Genomic DNA, 16002 nt, shown 5'->3' on the forward strand with positions numbered 1-16002 from the left:
GAATGACACGGTCACCGTTGCCTCTCGGCTCAGATTTGGATCGGTTGTGGTTCTCATCGATGGGCCGCTCACTCCGGCGTGCGGCACGGCAGACTGCTGACCTGCTCCTGCCGACGTCCTGCGTGGGCTGCGGTGCCCAAGCTGCGGACCTCTGTCCAGAGTGCTCCTTGGACTTTCGACTGCTCACTCGGCATCCTTTCGATGCCGAGGGTGGCGCTGAGGCGCTGCCGATCACAGAAGTGGATGAGCATGGAATCCACCTCCTGCCGGTCACCAGTGCCGGCTTGTACAAGACCCTCGTCGCCGACGTCGTCGTCGCTTTCAAGGACTATGAGCGAATCGGGCTGAGGCGTGTCTTAGCTGCTGCTCTGACCCGCTCAGTGCGCGCTGCTGCCGACACATTTTTCCTGGATGACGAGGTTCTGCTCGTCTGGCCGCCGACCTCACCGCGGGCGAGACTGAGACGAGGACGGGCGCCGGTGGAGGAGCTTGTGAACGAAGCGGCCCTTCCCCGTGGGTTCAGGCCATACGGGCAGGGCTTGCGACGCAGCTCGCGCAGACCTTTGCCTGTTTTCAGTCCCCTCAGCCAAAAAGGCCGCTCAAAGCGCAGTCGGCGCGCCGCAGTAGGGCAGTTCCGTGTGGCTGCCGAGTCACGTCCCCGCCTTGCAGGGCGGGAGGTGCTGCTAATTGATGACGTTCTCACCACCGGAGCAACACTGCACGGGATGTACGCCGCCTTGGTCGAAACGGGGGCACTTGTGCGCGGGGCGGCAGTGCTGGCAGTCACTCCGCGAGCTGGTCACGAGTCTGACCGACGGACCTCGGGACACGGTGTGCGGTGAGCACTTCCGAAAGTGGCGCGCAAGGCATACGGTGAAGTATGGGTGTTTAGATGAAGAGACCCATCGCTGCGACGGTGGGCTCTGAAAAGAGTCCCCAGCCGTCGTCGCGCCAACCGCATGACGGATGTCAAGGAGAACCATAATGACTCTGCAGACCACCTACACCGGACGCAACATCACTATCCCGTCAGCGTTCAAGGAGCACCTCGAGTCCAAACTCGACAAGGTGGAGCAGCTCTCGGATAAGGGACAGCGACTTGAGGTCAAGGTGTCCAGTGAAAGCGCGCATCGCCGAGCAGAGACGTCGATCACTGTGGAACTGACTCTCGTTGGACGGGGAAAGATAGTTCGGTCCGAGGCGCAGGCCGAGGACAAGTTTGCGGCGTTCGAGGTTGCGTGGGACAAGCTTTGCGAGCGCCTGCGCAGGGTGCGGGACAAAAAGAAGTCCCGAGCCCGCAGCAACGGGACGCTAGGCCAGCCTGCCCAGTCCGTCGGGCAGGCATTAGCCGGGTTGACTCCGGTGGACCCGGACCGGCCCTTGTATGAGCAGGTGCTGGACACCGAGGCAGTTGATGAGGTGCCTCCGGAGACCGATGAGTGGGAAGAGCCGATTCGTATTCGCCGCAAGGCGTTCCCCGCCAAGTCCATGAGTGTTGACGCAGCGGTGGATGCCATGGAGCTTCTGGGCCACGACTTTTACCTCTATCTGGACGCTGAGACGCAGCAGCCTTCAGCTGTATACCGTCGGCGGGGCTGGACTTATGGGGTGATCTCGCTGGATCCCTCGGGTCAGTCCGCTGAGAGCGACGTCGAGGAGCGCGCCTACCGTCCCTCACAGGGAACGACACTTTCGCACGTCAATTCCGCCTGAGACCGCAATCCTGTCCCTAAGTCAGGACTGACCCGGAGCCTCCTTCTGACACGGAAGGGGGCTCCGCCAGTCCTGTCGACCCATGCGGCAGGTTAGCCGACAGCGGTTCTCGGGCATACACTGTTTTGTTGACGCTGTAGAAACTTTGACGGAGATCCCGCGCTTATGCCCACCCTGCTCGAAAAAGTCCTCAAGACTGGGGAGAAGAAGATCCTCAAGAAGCTGCGCGGCTACGCCGACGCAGTGAATCTGCTTGAGGACGAGTTCAAACAGCTCTCCGACGCGGAGCTGCGGCAGGAGACTGAGCGATTCAAGGAGCGGGTAGCAGACGGTGAGTCGCTTGACTCGCTCCTTCCGGAGAGTTTCGCCGCAGTCCGCGAGGCCGCTGGCCGCACGCTGGGGCAACGGCACTATGACGTGCAGATAATGGGCGGTGCCGCCCTTCACCTGGGCAACATCGCGGAGATGGGCACCGGTGAGGGTAAGACTCTGGTCGCTACCGCACCGGCCTACCTCAACGCGCTGACGGGCCAGGGTGTGCACGTGGTCACGGTGAACGACTATCTGGCCAAGTACCAGGCGGAGCTGATGGGGCGCGTCTATCGCTTCCTGGGTCTGACAACCGGTGTCATCGTTAACAATCTGAAGTCAGCTCAACGCCGAGAAGCCTACGCCGCAGACATCACCTATGGCACTAATAACGAGTTTGGCTTCGACTTTCTCCGTGACAATATGGCCCAGTCCCTGGACGACCTCGTCCAGCGCGGACATCACTATGCGATCATCGACGAAATCGACTCCATCCTCATTGATGAGGCCCGGACTCCGCTGATCATCTCCGGGGCAGCCAGCGGTGACATCTCCCGGTGGTATACCGACTTCGCCAAGTTGGTGCAGACCCTGACCAAGGACGAAGACTATGAAGTCGACGAGAAGAAGCGCACCGTCGGTGTCCTGGAGTCCGGGATCGACAAAGTCGAGGACTATCTCGGTATCGAGAACCTCTATGAGACTCAGAACACCACACTGATTCAGTACCTGAACAACGCCATCCGGGCCAAGGAACTGTACAAGCGGGACTCCGACTACGTGGTGGTGGACAACGAGGTGCACATCGTGGATGAGCACACTGGTCGTATCCTCAAGGGTCGGCGCTACAATGAGGGTCTTCACCAGGCTATCGAGGCCAAAGAAGACGTGCGCATCAAGCCCGAGAACCAGACTAGGGCGACGGTCACGCTGCAGAACTATTTCCGTCAATACCACAAGATTTCCGGCATGACTGGTACGGCCGAGACTGAAGCTGCCGAATTCATGTCAACTTACAAGCTCGGCGTAGTGCCGATCCCCCCGAACAGGCCGCGGCAGCGGACCGATCACAACGATGTGGTCTATCGCAACGAGCTGGTGAAGTTTGACGCCGTTGTCAAAGACATCGCCGATCGCAACCGTAGGGGTCAGCCGATACTTGTCGGCACCGAGTCGGTCGAAAAGTCGGAGTACCTGTCGAAACTGTTAGCGAAGCAGGGAATCCGACATGAGGTGCTCAACGCCAAAAACCACGAGCGTGAAGCCGCCATCGTGGCACAGGCCGGACACAAAGGTGCCGTGACGGTAGCGACGAATATGGCTGGTCGCGGAACTGACATCATGCTCGGCGGCAATGCCGAGTTCAAAGCCGTCCGCGAAATGGAGAAGCTCGGGCTGGATCCTGAGGAGGATTCTGAGGAGTACGAGGCCAGGTGGAACGACGTCTTTGGAACGGCCAAAGCGGAGACAGAGGCAGAGGCTGAAGAAGTCCGTGCCTCCGGCGGACTCTACGTTCTCGGTACTGAGCGGCACCAGTCCCGACGCATCGACAATCAGCTCCGCGGTCGTTCCGGCCGTCAGGGTGACCCGGGTGAATCCCGTTTCTACATCTCTCTGACAGACAATCTGATGCGCCTGTTCAACCAGCAGGCCGCCCAGCGGCTGATGCAGTCATCTGTGTTGGAAGACGATGTGCCGGTTGAGCACAAGATGGTCTCAGGAGCGATCGCTTCAGCTCAGCAGCAGCGTGAGGCGCAGAACACTGAGCAGCGAAAGAACGTGCTGAAGTACGACGACGTCATGAATCGTCAGCGTGAGGCCATCTACTCGGATCGCCGGCGAATCCTTGAGGGGGACGACGTCCATGAAAAAGTTCAACACTTCCTAGAGGATGCTATCGCGCTGATTATTGAGGAGAAGACCATCGCCTCCTCTTCCGAAGATTGGGATCTCGAAGGACTTTGGGACGATCTGCGTGATCTCTACCCCATCTCATTGGAGATTGCTGACCTTATTGAGGAAGCTGGAGGTATCGACCAGCTCTCAGCCAAGATGTTGAAGCGCGAGATCACTTCCGACGCCAAGATCGCCTATGAACGGAAGGAAGCTGAGGTGGGGGCGGAGCCGCTACGCCAGCTCGAGCGTCGCGTTCTGCTGTCGGTAATCGACCAGAAGTGGCAGGATCACCTGTATGAGATGGACTATCTGAAGTCTGGGATCGGTCTGCGCTCAATGGCCCAGCGTGATCCCTTAGTGGAATACCAGCGTGAGGGTTATCTGCTCTTCCATGCTATGGCTGAGGACATCAGAGAAGAATCCGTCCGGAAGCTTTTCCAGGCAGAGATCAAAGCCGTTACTCCTCAGTCTGCGGCACCAAATCTTCCCGGAGTCAAAGATGGCCGAGCGGCAGCTGCCGGCAAGTCGGTTCAGGTGCCTGGAGTCAGCGAGCCGAAGGGACCCACCGCGGCTTAGTTGGCCTAGCGGGCTAGCCTAACTCCATGGCGACCACCCGCCACCGTCCGCGGTGGGCTTGGAGTCTCATCGCGCACGCTCTGGTGCGGAGTTCATCACTGAAGACGACAGTGACTTCCCAGCAGCCGGGCCTCGGCTGACAGGCACGTTCGGAGCGGAATATCAGCGGCCGGGGGTGCACTGTGGAGCCCTGCCGGTGTCTTGCCATGATGGCGGAGCGCTGCTGCACTTTGTGGTAAACCTCGGCATCCAACCACCTGCGAAGCTGACTGACCGGGCGCAGTCCCAGAAGGGTCTCTGCGGTGGCCTGACAGACTACGCGTGCCACCGCCACCACCTGGCGGCGCTCCTGCCGTTCGCTCGCCAGCGTATCTGGACGTTGGGGGTCTTCCTGACCCGATCTGGCATCCGACTCGCATTCCCCCATGAAGGCAAGCAGTCGTGGAACCTCTGACTCTCGCTGAATCCGGAACAGTCGGTGCTCTGGATCGACTTCGCCCGTCCAGCTCTGCGTACCCGCGCCCTGCGAGCCTCGCCCAGCGCGCAGGGGCGGCGATCCAGGAGGCACGAGGTTCTGCACCATCGTTGTTGCTTTTCGGGGGGCGGGGATCATAATCGTCTTCTCCTTCTGTCCTCACGAGGGCACCTGCTGAAAAAGTCTTGCGATCAACGCGCCGACGGCGGCGGCAATCGCAGGATCGTGCCGGGACGCAGGCCATCAGGATCCTGGCCGATGCGGTCTTGGTTGTACCGGTGCCAGCGTGGCCATTCCTGAGCGATCTCCCAGTCGGTGGCGTCACCACCAAGATGCTCGGCGGCAAGTGTCCAGAGGGTCGTCCCGGGACGCGCGACTGTTGTTTTATCTGTTTGGGGGCGCGAGGTCTCTCCTGTGTGGCGCGGTGCGGGGACTGAGGGACGTTTGGGAATGAAAGGCATCATATGAGTCCTTAGTATTTTTTTTAATGCTGTTTGATGTCTTCTGATAGTACACGCACGCTCTGGTGGTGCACCATACGCTGTGCATAAACTGAGCTCACAAAGTCTGGCGGCTTGGAATGAGGAGGCAAGAGTGCGCTGGGAAGCCCTATTTGCCGATCTGGAGGTTCAGACCTCGGCCCTGCGGCAGGAAGAATTCGAGTTCGGGGTCGCTGAGACAATTGCGCTCGAGTGGTCACGGGCAGAACTGACCGACCGCCTCCGCGGCCACATTGGTGAGCAGCTTGCTATCAGGCTGCGGGGAGGAGAAGTTGTCCCTCTGGAGATTACGGCAGCGGGCAGTGACTGGGTCAGCGGTGTGGGTCGAGGGCATCAGTGGCTGATGCCAGTGGCAGTGCTGGAACTGGTTTCCGGCATGACGCGCCGCGTCCAGGTGGAGTCCAGTCCGGCTCGGCGACGGTTAGGGATTGCCTCCCCGCTGAGAGCACTTGCTGAGGCGGATCCCCATATTGCAGTGCACTGTGCCTCGGGAGTTCTTGTGGAGGGAAGACTTCTTGGCATCGGTCGAGACTTCCTGGATATTCGACCTGAGGGTCAGTTCCGGCGTGTCCAGACCGTACCGCTGCCCGTTATGACGGCCGTACGCAGCGCACGCGTCTAGATCGGACTAACTGCTCTTCTGCTCAGCTCGCGCCTGCCGCTGCTCAGCGTAAAGGCGATCGATGTACTCATCGAGCTTGGCCTCCTCCACCCGCCACTGCCCTCGGCCGCCGATCTGGATACCCTCAAGATCTCCGCGTTGAATCAGCGCGCGAGTCTGCGACATCGAGATATTCAGCGCCTCGGCCACGTCGGGCAACGTGAGAAAAGTTCGCATTTTGGCACCTTACTTGACGTTTGCTTCTGTTTGTTCCTATTGTGGCACCCTCGAGTTCAGAATCAAGCATCACCGCGTTGTGGATGCGGCCTCGCCACAGGATCGTCAATCGGTTAGCATCTGAACACTCGTATCGAACAGACTCAGGATCGTGATCAGGAGTGGATAGTGGCCACGTTGGGCTATACATCCAGAGACTCAGAGCTCACCGACCGCACCTCGCCAGGTAGTGCCCCGCAACCGGCACCCGCCCGGCGCTTGCGTCGCCCCACCTGGAGAGATCCGCGGGTGCTGATTGGCATTGCGCTGATCCTCGTCTCGGTCGTCGGAATGACGCTTCTGGTCAATTCCCAGAACCGCACAGCCCCCGTCTACGCCGCCGACCGGGAGCTCAGCACCGGGACGCGGTTGAGCGCAGATGACCTGCACGTGGTGCATGTTCGGCTCGACGCCGCCGCTGAACACTACCTCTCTGCTGAGGCCGAACCTCCACCGGATGTCGAGCTGATCAGGCCCTTGTCCGAAGGAGAGCTGCTGCCCGCGGCAGCACTGGCAGCCGTGGACTCGCAGCTGCGTCAGGCCGTGACGGTCGAGGTTCAGCATGACCTGGCCCGGTCAGTGCAGCCGGGCCGCAGCGTGGACGTCTGGTCGGCCTCCGGCTACTCGACAGTGGACGACACCGGTGAAGTCACTAGGCTGGCCACGGCGGCGGAAGTCACCGACATTCGAGAGTCGAGTTCGACATTCGGAACCAGCGCAGCCGTGACCGTCGAACTGCTGGTCGATCCGGATGAGGTGACAGACCTGCTGGCAGCCTTCGGTGCCGGTGATGCCCTGACAGTCCTGCCAGCAGGCGGACGGGAGGACTGATGGGACGCTGCGCTGTGATCACCACGGGTCGACTCTCCACTGACCATGTGGCCGCGCTCGAGCGCCTTCACACTGACGTCACCATCGACCGGCGCTGCGCCGATCTGACCGAGGTCATCGCTGTTGCCCGTATGGGTCGAGCTGATGCCGTCCTCATCATCGGCACCACTCACCAGGTCACCGAAACCACCATTCATGACCTTCGCCGGGACGTCCCCGCGATTGTCACAATCTCCGACCTCGCTTCGGAACGTGCCCGGTTGGGTGAGTTGGGATTGACAGCGTTCGACGACGCCGTCACCGCTGCCGAGCTTGCCCATGCTCTACGTTCAGAAACGTCGCCGCAGGGGCAGCAGTCCATGGTTCACCACGCAGAGGAGGACGCGGACTTTGCGGCCATGATGGCGGCGCAGGGCTTGACCGAGGCGCCGGAGCCCAGTCGGGCGGAGCACGTTTCATCGACGAAGAACGCCCGGGGGATCACCGCTGTGTGGGGAACCGCGGGAGCACCGGGTCGCACCACGGTGGCGGCAAACCTGGCGGCGGAGCTGGCTCTGAGCGGCAGGTCGGTGCTGCTGATCGATGCCGACACCTACGGCGCCTCAGTCACAGTGCACCTGGGTCTCCTCGAGGAGTCAGCGGGTATCGCCCAGGTATGCCGTGCCGCCGAATTCGGCAACCTAGACTCAGAGGTGCTGCTGCGTGCCACGTCAGGAGTGGACGTGGCGCACGCCCGTTTCGATGTACTGACCGGGCTGCCTCGGCCGCACCGCTGGACTGAGCTCCGCCCCCGGGCGTTGGACAAAGTGCTTACCATGTGTCGCGGTCGCTACGACCACGTCATAGTGGACCTTGCGTCTGAGATCACCTGCGATCACGAATGGGGTTACGAACAGCCTGCAGTCCAACGCAACACCGCTGCTCGGACAGTCCTCAGTTCAGCAGATGATGCATTGGTCATTGGTCTACCCGATCCCATCGGCTTTTCACGGCTCATCAAAGCTGTCCAGCACCTTGCTGAGGAGCTGCCCGAAGCGCCCCTTCCGCAAGTGGTGGTCAACAAGCTCCGCAGGGACGTGGTCGGACGTGCCCCGCGTAGGCAGCTGAGCGACGCGTGGTTCCAGCTTGGGCAAAATGAGCCGATCACGGCATTCCTTCCTTGGGAGCCTGCAGCGTGCGACGGTGCGCTGCGGGCCGGTCAGGTGCTCGCCGAATCAGCAGGCGACTCAGCGCTGCGTCAGCAGATCGCCGCGCTGGGGGGAATTGAAGTCCACAGAGGTCGTCGTCGCATCGCTCGCTCTCCCGGCTCCGCCAGGCGAGCACGCCGCCGGCGACCCGCTGAAGCGTTGGCAGGGCTTCCTGGGGGTGAGAACGGAGGATAGGCTGGCAATTGCTTCATTGGAACTTCGAGGGAGAAGACAACAGGCGATGGCAGAGCAGCCCACCACACTCTGGACCCGGGACGACGATCAGTTTGAGGCGCTCGCGGAAGCTTACTTCGCCCATATTGCTCAAGAGGATCTCGCCGATATTGATGCCTCGGCGCGGTTGCAGAGAGTCGAGACGCATGTGCGGCTGGCTGATACTCGCAGAAGTGCCCGGCCGGCAGTGGCTGTTACACGCGCCGGCCACCGGAGCGTGGTGCAGGTCGCCACCGACGATATGCCCTATTTGGTGGACTCAGTCACCAGCGAGGTCACTCGGTGCGGTCACGCGATCTCCTTGGTGGTGCACCCCATCCTGCTGACAAAGCGCAGCACCCGAGACGCCCGACTGAAAGCCGTCCAGTCACTGCCCACGCAGGGCAGATCCCTGTCCTCCGGGGACACGCAGGCGCTTCCCAGCCTGGCAGCCTTCATCGATGAGCAGGACCGGTTTGAGGTGGAGTCCTGGATTACGGTCGAGTTGGACAGGGTCATTGACGAGGAAGCCGCCGAGACTCTGACCGCCGGCCTCAGCAGGGTACTGCACGACGTGCGCGCCAGTCATAGTGACCAGGAGAGGATGATTGCGCAGGCACACCGGGCGGCGTCGACCATCCGGCGGCTCGACGGTGTGATGGACAGAGATGAGTCCGCAGAGTTCGTGGAGTGGATGGGCCAGGGGAACTTCCTGTTCCTGGGGTACCGGGAATACTCACTGACCTTTGAGGGGGGTGAGCCAGCCGATGCCGAGGGGTCCGACCCTTCGGATCAGTGGCCCGACGACGAAGACATACACGCTCGACTTGAGCCCGTACCCGGCACAGGACTCGGTATCCTCGCCGACGTCGACGGAGTCCCGCGGTCCCGCAGCTCATCTGAACTTTCTGCGGCCGGCCGCGCCCGTGCCCTGCAGCCTCGGGCGCTGGTCATCACCAAAGCGAACTCGCGTTCTACGGTGCGCAGGCGCACCTATATGGACTATGTGGCGGTGAAGACTTTCGGTGATGACGGCCAGGTCATGGGCGAGCGTCGTTTCCTGGGACTTTTCAGTCAACGGGCCTACACCCAGTCAATTTCCACGATCCCCCTGCTGCGTTCGCGGGCCAAGCAGCTCTTGGCTCGCTCGGGGTTCAGCCCCGACTCACACTCCGGTTCTGACCTGCTCCAGATTCTGGAGACCTATCCGCGCAACGAGTTGATGCAGATGGATATTGCCGAGGTGGAAGAGGTCGCCTGGCAAATCTTGCAGCTTCAGGAACGCAGACGCATCAAACTGTTCCTGCGCAAGGACCACTACGGGCGTTTCATGACCGCACTGCTGTACTTGCCGCGTGACCGGTACAACACGAACACTCGGCAGCGCACTGAAGCCGAGCTGATGGCGCACATCGATGCTGAGTCCATCGACTTCACGGTCCGGCTCTCCGATTCGGTACTGGCTCGCGTGTTCTTCCGGATGCGGCTGAACCCCGACGCCGAGGAAATGAGCATCAGCGAGGAGGACCTCGAGGTGAGGTTGGCCCGGGCTGTGCGGTCCTGGGGTGAGGGTATAGCTGAGGAAGCCGCGGCACGGTACTCCCTGGCCCACGCCGACCGCATATCCAGCCGTTGGGGTGAGGCTTTTCCTCCTGAGTATCGCGCCGTCTACGAAGTTCCCGATGCGCTGCACGACGCCGCCGAGTTCGAGACTCTCCAAGCCCAACCTGAAGCGGGTCCTAGGCTGTACTTCTACGCCCCGGATCAGGACGATCCGGCGGATATGCGCCTGAAGCTGTACCTGGCCGACGCTAAGACACTGACTGACACGCTGCCGATCATCGACGACTTCGGCCTTTCCCTGCTGGACGAGCGAGCGTACACGATCGTCACGGCCGATGGTGAGACCTGCTATCTCTACGATCTGGGCATCTGCTACCCGGCTGGGGTCGATGCTTACGGGACCAGTGAGGTCTTCAAGGAGGCGTACCACCAGGTGTTGGTCGGTCGAGTGGAGTCCGACGAGTTCTCGCGACTGGTCCTTCACCTGCAGATGGACATTCGCCGGGTGACGGTTCTGCGTGCCTACGCCAAATACATGCGACAGCTGGGTATGCCGAATTCCTACGACTTCTTGGCGGACGCGCTGCTGTCCAACCCGGAGGTGGCCCGGGCTCTGGTTGCGCTGTTCACCGCGAAGTTCGACCCTAATCTGGGATCGGGCCGTGCTGAGGCTGTTCAAGCGTGCCACGACCAGGTCCTGACTGCTTTGGAGTCGGTGAAAACTTTGGATGCTGACCGAGTTCTCTCCGCGTTCCTGAATCTTATCGACGCCACAGATCGCACCAACCTTTATCAAGGGAAGGACTGGGTGGCTCTGAAGCTCAGGCCACAGTCCATCGATGCTGCTCCAGCACCTCGTCCCGCCCACGAGATCTGGGTCTACTCACCCACGGTCGAAGGCTCACACCTGCGGTTCGACCGGATCGCCCGCGGGGGCTTGCGCTGGTCAGACCGATCAGAGGACTTCCGTACGGAGGTGCTTGGCCTGGTCAAGGCCCAGATGGTCAAGAATGCCGTGATCGTACCCTCCGGCGCTAAGGGCGGCTTCTACCCCAAGCAGCTCCCGGACCCCACTGAGGACCGCTCAGCCTGGCTCAAAGCAGGGCGTGAAGCGTATATGACTTTCATCCGCGCCATGTTGGACCTGACGGACAACCAGGTGACCGGTGAAGACACCATGCGGGTGGTGGCGCCCGACAACGTGATCAGACACGATGGGGATGACCCCTACTTGGTGGTTGCGGCCGATAAGGGTACGGCCGCCTTCTCCGATACGGCTAATGAGATCAGCCAGGAATATGGTCATTGGCTGGGAGATGCTTTCGCCTCCGGAGGCTCGGTGGGTTACGACCACAAGGCAATGGGGATCACGGCACGGGGTGCCTGGGAGTCGGTCAAGTCCCATTTCAAGACCCTCGGTCACGACACTCAGACCCAGGATTTCACGGTGGTCGGCATCGGGGACATGGGCGGCGATGTGATGGGCAACGGCATGCTCCTCTCCGAGCACATCAAGCTGGTGGCAGCTTTCAACCATCTGCACATATTCATCGACCCAGACCCAGATCCGCAGCTCTCCCACGCTGAGCGGAAGAGGTTGTTCACTGCTAAGAAATCCGGCTGGGACGCCTACGACCCGGACCTCATCTCCACCGGAGGCGGGGTGTTCTCCCGCGATGCGCGCAGCATCGACATCAGTCCACAGATGCAGGAGAGGTTCGGAATAGAGGCTGATCAGCTGACACCCCCAGCGCTGATCACGGCTCTGCTGAAAGCCCCCATCGATCTGCTCTACAACGGCGGCATCGGGACCTACATCAAGGCAGAGACTGAGTCTCACGAGGATGTTGGCGACCGAGCAAACAACGGTATCCGCATCAATGGCGCGGATGTAGGTGCGCAAGTGGTAGCCGAGGGTGGAAACCTGGGATTGACTCAGGCTGGGCGGATTGAGGCAGCCCAGTGCGGAGTGCTGCTGAATACTGACGCTATTGACAACTCTGCCGGAGTGGACTGCTCCGACCACGAGGTCAACATCAAAATCTTCCTTGAGGCTCTGGTCTCCTCGGGTCTTCTGGAGTCGGAGTCACGCAACGGGCTGCTGGAGGAGATGACGGAGGAGGTCGCCGAGCTGGTCCTGCGGACCAATGAGGACCAGAACGTGCTTCTGCTGGCTGAACGACACCGGCTCACAGAATGGTCTCCCAGCTTCGGCCGTCTTATCGCATGGCTAGAGGCAAACGCAGGCCTGGACCGGCAGCTTGAGGTCCTGCCCACGGACCAGGAGATGCAGCAGAGGCTGGATGCCCGCGTGGCGCCGCTTACCGCCCCGGAGATCGCGGTTCTGGCAGCGTACGCCAAGATTCACCTGAAGGGGGCCCTGGCCGAATCTTCGCTTCCCGCGGACCCGTGGCTGCGGCAAACTCTGGAGAACTACTTCCCCGGCCAGCTGACCGCTCGGTTTTCCGAGCAGCTTCCCCGGCATCCGTTGGCCGAACGAATCATCGCCAATGAGGTGGCCAATGACGTGATCAATATGGCCGGGTCAACTTTCGTCTTCCGCACGATTGAGGAGACGTTTGCCTCTCCCGCCCAGGTGGTGCGCGCATTCCTCGTTGCTCGCGAGCTGTTCAACCTTGCTGAGTTCGACGCCGCCCTGCGCCGTCTTCCCGTAGACTTCCCCACCTCCTCATGGGCTGAAGCCTATGTAGATATGCGCCGTCTGCTCGACCGAGCAGTGCGATGGTTGGTCAACCACGGTGTGGAGAGCGATTCGTTGGAAAATGACATCGCCGCGTACCAGGTGCACATGGCCCCGCTGTACCGACAGCTCAACGAGCTGCTGGCAGGGCCCGACGCCGAACGGGTCAGCGCCAGAAGACAGGAAGTTCTGCAGCTGGGAATGGGGGAGGAGCTCGCTGCCTGGTACGCAGAGCTGTTCGAGTCATTCTCGCTCTTGGACATTGCGGCTCTGGCCCGTGCACACAGTATGGACTCTCGCATTGTGGCTGAGGTCTATTATGCGGTGTACGCAGATTTCGATGCCGATTCGCTTCTCAACCACATCACGAATCTTCCCCGGGAAGATAAGTGGCAGGCACTCGCTCGGGGCGCGCAGCGAGACGAGTTGTACTTCGCGCTCCATGAGATCACCCAATCCATCCTGACGACGACAGACGCGCAGCAGGATGCGCAACGTCGACTGGACGAATGGAAACAGGCCAACGCCTCCTCACTCGCGCGGGCAGAACGGCTCTCGGCAGAGGTGCGAGACCACCAGTTCACCATGGCTTCGATCACAGTTCTGCTGCGTCATTTGCGCGGTCTCGTCGGCGCATAGCTGTGGGTGGAGATGTGCTCAGTGAACGGTTGGACGGCAACCGGCACCTGAGACGCCGGGATGTGGAGTGGCTGCATGCTCTGGTGGGGGATTGGCAGTTACTCTCCGATCTGGCCTTCTCAGATCTTGTGCTCTGGTTTCCCAGCACTGCTGACGGGGTCGTGGAGCCGGCAGGCCGCTCTTATGTCGCATTGGCTCAGGCCCGGCCTTCCACAACGCAAACTTTGGTCCACCGGGATGTCGTCGGTGATCGGATTCGAGCTGATCTGCGGCGAATGGTGGAACGGGCTTGGGTGGCTCAGGTAGAGACCAACTCCTCAGACCAGGGCCAGCCCTCCCCGGCTCGGATGCGCGTCACCGCCATTCCATTAGTGCGTGCGGGCAGGACGGTGGCTGTCATGACGCTGCACTTCTCGGTCGCTGCGCTGCGCACACCGTCCAGGATGGAGCTGACCTATCGGCGTTGTGCTGCAGATCTGCTCACCATGGTGACCGAGGGCGCATGGCCGGATGCCTCACAGGAATTCACCGGTTACTCCGGTGCTCCGCGAGTAGGGGATGGTCTCCTGCGGTTGGACACCGAGGGAAAGATCACCTTCGCCAGCCCCAACGCTGTCTCCGCTCTGCTTCGGCTGGGGGTTCAGGATGCCCTGGAGGGCAGGTCCCTGGCTGGGATAGGGGCTGAGCTTCAACGCGCGACTGGCGTCGTTGTCGACGAGTCACAACCACTGATGCTCACCGGGCGCCGCGCGATGCGGGCCGAACTGGAGGCCCACGGAGCTGCCGTGACCCTGCGGTCCATCCCGCTCCTGCGGCAGGGGCAACGATTCGCAGCACTTGTTCTCTGTCGGGACGTTACTGAGCTGCGTCGCAGAGATAAGCAGCTGATGAGCAAAGATGCGACGATCAAAGAGATCCACCATCGGGTGAAAAACAACCTGCAGACGGTCTCCGCCTTGCTGCGTATGCAGTCCCGGCGGATGGAGTCAAGCGAGGGCCGCGACGGACTGCGCCGGGCAATGCGTAGGGTTGAGACTATTGCTATGGTGCACGACTCGCTCTCACAGGGGTTGGAAGAGAGCGTAGACGTTGATGAGCTGATGCGCCGCCAGCTGCATCTTGCTGCCGAGATGGCGCAGTCGGAGCACACCGCAGAAACAAGACTCGAAGGTAGCTTCGGCCAGCTTCCGCCCCATATGGTGACGCCTTTGGTGTTGGTCATCACCGAAGTGATCGCCAACGCTGTCGAGCACGGACTGCCGGACTTTCCAGCGGACGAGCGTCTGCGGGTGACTCTGAGCGTGAAGCGCCTCACCGACGCGGCTGGACGCCAGCGGCTTGAGATTGAGCTCACAGATGACGGCGTCGGAATCCCCGACGGTGAGTGGGAGCCGGGTCTGGGACTGCAGATTGTTCGCACCCTGGTCCGTGGCGAGCTCTCCGGCGCCATCGAATGGTTGCCCGGGCACGGTGAGGATCCGGCTAGACCTGGGACCCGGGTGGTGATTCGGGCCCCGATTCTCGGCTGAGCACTAAGAAGCGTCAGGCGCTACCCGTAGCCCGGCCCACCCTCCGCAAGCTGTCGCAGAAGCTTTCCAGGGGCGAAAGTGACGAATCACACAGATTTTTGTCACATTGACTGAGTGAGAGGTCTTGTTTGCCTGCTCGTTACATGCCAGCCTTTAATACTAAAGCATCTAAGACTGGTCTGACGCGTGTCACGTGGTCAGGAACAAGGAGTAGTGATCGCCATGGATTGGCGCAGCCGAGCAGCTTGTCTGGACAAAGATCCCGAGCTCTTCTTCCCCGTGGGTAACACCGGGCCCGCTCTGCTTCAGATTGAAGAGGCCAAGAGCGTCTGCCGGCGTTGCCCGGTGATGGACACCTGCCTGCAGTGGGCACTGGACACCGGGCAGGACGCCGGAGTCTGGGGTGGGATGTCCGAAGATGAGCGGCGCGCACTCAAACGTCGCGCTGCCCGCGCACGCCGGGCCAGCTGACAACAGACTAAGCGTATCTGAGGCGTGGTGTTTCACTCTCCCCACAGAGAGCGGGACACCACGCTTTACTGTGCCCTTCGCAGCAGGGCGCAGGTGGTTGAATAGTCTCCATGTCAGTGACGCCCTCGGTCAGACCCCCACGCCCGACCTCTGTCTGGATCGTCTACGTGATCCTCTTCTGCCAGGGTGCAGCGATCATAGGGGGTACCCTGATCACCACTCTAGGCTCGGATGCAGAGGTCCTCGACACCGCTGGAACGGTTGCGCTGACGGTCCTCTACATCCTCTCCGGGGCTGTACTGGTGCTGCTGGGTTTCCGCATCTTTCTCGGGTCAGCCACCGCGCGCACCCCGGCCATGGTGCTCCAGCTGCTCATTGTGGTGCTGTCATTCAGCTTCTTTGCTGGCGGTGCGCTTGCCACGGGGCTGATCTTTCTCTTGCCTGCCGCCACGGCGTTGGTGCTCCTGTTCGTAAGGCCGACGGCGGAGTGGCTCGAGGCGAAACAGGACTAGCAGACCCGCT

At 61.3% G+C, this 16002-nt stretch carries 13 protein-coding genes; 10 read left to right on the forward strand and 3 right to left on the reverse strand.

The window, feature by feature from the left end:
- Positions 1-2 precede the first annotated feature (2 nt).
- The 3 genes from D3250_RS06760 to secA all read left to right on the forward strand — a co-directional run bounded on the left by D3250_RS06760 (position 3) and on the right by secA (position 4494).
- On the forward strand, positions 3-842 hold the full coding sequence (locus tag D3250_RS06760) for a ComF family protein (protein ID WP_158583091.1): 840 nt from the start codon (positions 3-5) through the stop codon (positions 840-842).
- A 142-nt stretch (positions 843-984) separates the two neighbouring features.
- Complete coding sequence (gene hpf / locus D3250_RS06765) at positions 985-1713, forward strand: ribosome hibernation-promoting factor, HPF/YfiA family (RefSeq protein ID WP_119902604.1); 729 nt, start codon at positions 985-987, stop codon at positions 1711-1713.
- 165 nt (positions 1714-1878) lie between these two features.
- On the forward strand, positions 1879-4494 hold the full coding sequence (gene secA / locus D3250_RS06770) for a preprotein translocase subunit SecA (RefSeq protein WP_119902605.1): 2616 nt from the start codon (positions 1879-1881) through the stop codon (positions 4492-4494).
- 13 nt (positions 4495-4507) lie between these two features.
- Here secA and D3250_RS06775 read toward each other — a convergent pair whose 3' ends face one another.
- Together D3250_RS06775 and D3250_RS06780 are read right to left on the reverse strand one after the other, a co-directional pair.
- Complete coding sequence (locus tag D3250_RS06775; RefSeq protein ID WP_119902606.1) at positions 4508-5107, reverse strand: Rv3235 family protein; 600 nt, start codon at positions 5105-5107, stop codon at positions 4508-4510.
- 53 nt (positions 5108-5160) lie between these two features.
- Positions 5161-5433 carry a LysM peptidoglycan-binding domain-containing protein gene (locus tag D3250_RS06780; protein WP_119902607.1) on the reverse strand — a complete coding sequence of 91 codons (273 nt, stop codon included), beginning with the start codon at positions 5431-5433 and terminating at the stop codon, positions 5161-5163.
- A 130-nt stretch (positions 5434-5563) separates the two neighbouring features.
- Between D3250_RS06780 and D3250_RS06785 the strand changes: the two genes are divergently transcribed.
- Positions 5564-6091, forward strand: a complete 528-nt coding sequence (locus tag D3250_RS06785; RefSeq protein ID WP_119902608.1) for a hypothetical protein — start codon at positions 5564-5566, stop codon at positions 6089-6091.
- 6 nt (positions 6092-6097) lie between these two features.
- Here D3250_RS06785 and D3250_RS06790 read toward each other — a convergent pair whose 3' ends face one another.
- Complete coding sequence (locus tag D3250_RS06790) at positions 6098-6307, reverse strand: helix-turn-helix domain-containing protein (RefSeq protein ID WP_119902609.1); 210 nt, start codon at positions 6305-6307, stop codon at positions 6098-6100.
- Positions 6308-6595: 288 nt separating this feature from the next.
- Between D3250_RS06790 and D3250_RS06795 the strand changes: the two genes are divergently transcribed.
- From D3250_RS06795 to D3250_RS06820, 6 genes are all read left to right on the forward strand, one after another.
- Complete coding sequence (locus D3250_RS06795; protein WP_119902610.1) at positions 6596-7177, forward strand: CpaB family protein; 582 nt, start codon at positions 6596-6598, stop codon at positions 7175-7177.
- Positions 7177-8559 carry a CpaE/TadZ family protein gene (locus tag D3250_RS06800; protein WP_119902611.1) on the forward strand — a complete coding sequence of 461 codons (1383 nt, stop codon included), beginning with the start codon at positions 7177-7179 and terminating at the stop codon, positions 8557-8559. The genes D3250_RS06795 and D3250_RS06800 overlap by 1 nt, the downstream gene beginning before the upstream one ends.
- Positions 8560-8605: 46 nt before the next feature.
- The gene (locus D3250_RS06805; RefSeq protein ID WP_119902612.1) at positions 8606-13480 is read left to right on the forward strand and encodes an NAD-glutamate dehydrogenase; all 4875 of its coding nucleotides are present in this window, start codon (positions 8606-8608) and stop codon (positions 13478-13480) included.
- 14 nt (positions 13481-13494) lie between these two features.
- Positions 13495-15009: a sensor histidine kinase gene (locus tag D3250_RS06810; RefSeq protein WP_119902613.1), complete on the forward strand. Its 1515-nt coding sequence runs from the start codon at positions 13495-13497 to the stop codon at positions 15007-15009.
- 222 nt (positions 15010-15231) lie between these two features.
- Complete coding sequence (locus D3250_RS06815) at positions 15232-15480, forward strand: WhiB family transcriptional regulator (protein WP_028463811.1); 249 nt, start codon at positions 15232-15234, stop codon at positions 15478-15480.
- 110 nt (positions 15481-15590) lie between these two features.
- The gene (locus D3250_RS06820) at positions 15591-15992 is read left to right on the forward strand and encodes a hypothetical protein (RefSeq protein ID WP_119902614.1); all 402 of its coding nucleotides are present in this window, start codon (positions 15591-15593) and stop codon (positions 15990-15992) included.
- The last annotated feature ends 10 nt before the right edge of the window (positions 15993-16002 follow it).

Origin of the sequence: Nesterenkonia natronophila (assembly GCF_003595215.1) — a bacterium.
In the GTDB taxonomy this organism is placed as follows: domain Bacteria; phylum Actinomycetota; class Actinomycetes; order Actinomycetales; family Micrococcaceae; genus Nesterenkonia; species Nesterenkonia natronophila.

Coding starts and splice junctions, on each gene's coding strand:
- D3250_RS06760 (WP_158583091.1), top strand. CDS start 3: ATGACACGGTCACCGTTGCCTCTCGGCTCAGATTTGGATCGGTTGTGG.
- hpf (WP_119902604.1), top strand. CDS start 985: ATGACTCTGCAGACCACCTACACCGGACGCAACATCACTATCCCGTCA.
- secA (WP_119902605.1), top strand. CDS start 1,879: ATGCCCACCCTGCTCGAAAAAGTCCTCAAGACTGGGGAGAAGAAGATC.
- D3250_RS06775 (WP_119902606.1), bottom strand. CDS start 5,107: ATGATCCCCGCCCCCCGAAAAGCAACAACGATGGTGCAGAACCTCGTG.
- D3250_RS06780 (WP_119902607.1), bottom strand. CDS start 5,433: ATGATGCCTTTCATTCCCAAACGTCCCTCAGTCCCCGCACCGCGCCAC.
- D3250_RS06790 (WP_119902609.1), bottom strand. CDS start 6,307: ATGCGAACTTTTCTCACGTTGCCCGACGTGGCCGAGGCGCTGAATATC.
- D3250_RS06800 (WP_119902611.1), top strand. CDS start 7,177: ATGGGACGCTGCGCTGTGATCACCACGGGTCGACTCTCCACTGACCAT.
- D3250_RS06805 (WP_119902612.1), top strand. CDS start 8,606: ATGGCAGAGCAGCCCACCACACTCTGGACCCGGGACGACGATCAGTTT.
- D3250_RS06815 (WP_028463811.1), top strand. CDS start 15,232: ATGGATTGGCGCAGCCGAGCAGCTTGTCTGGACAAAGATCCCGAGCTC.
- D3250_RS06820 (WP_119902614.1), top strand. CDS start 15,591: ATGTCAGTGACGCCCTCGGTCAGACCCCCACGCCCGACCTCTGTCTGG.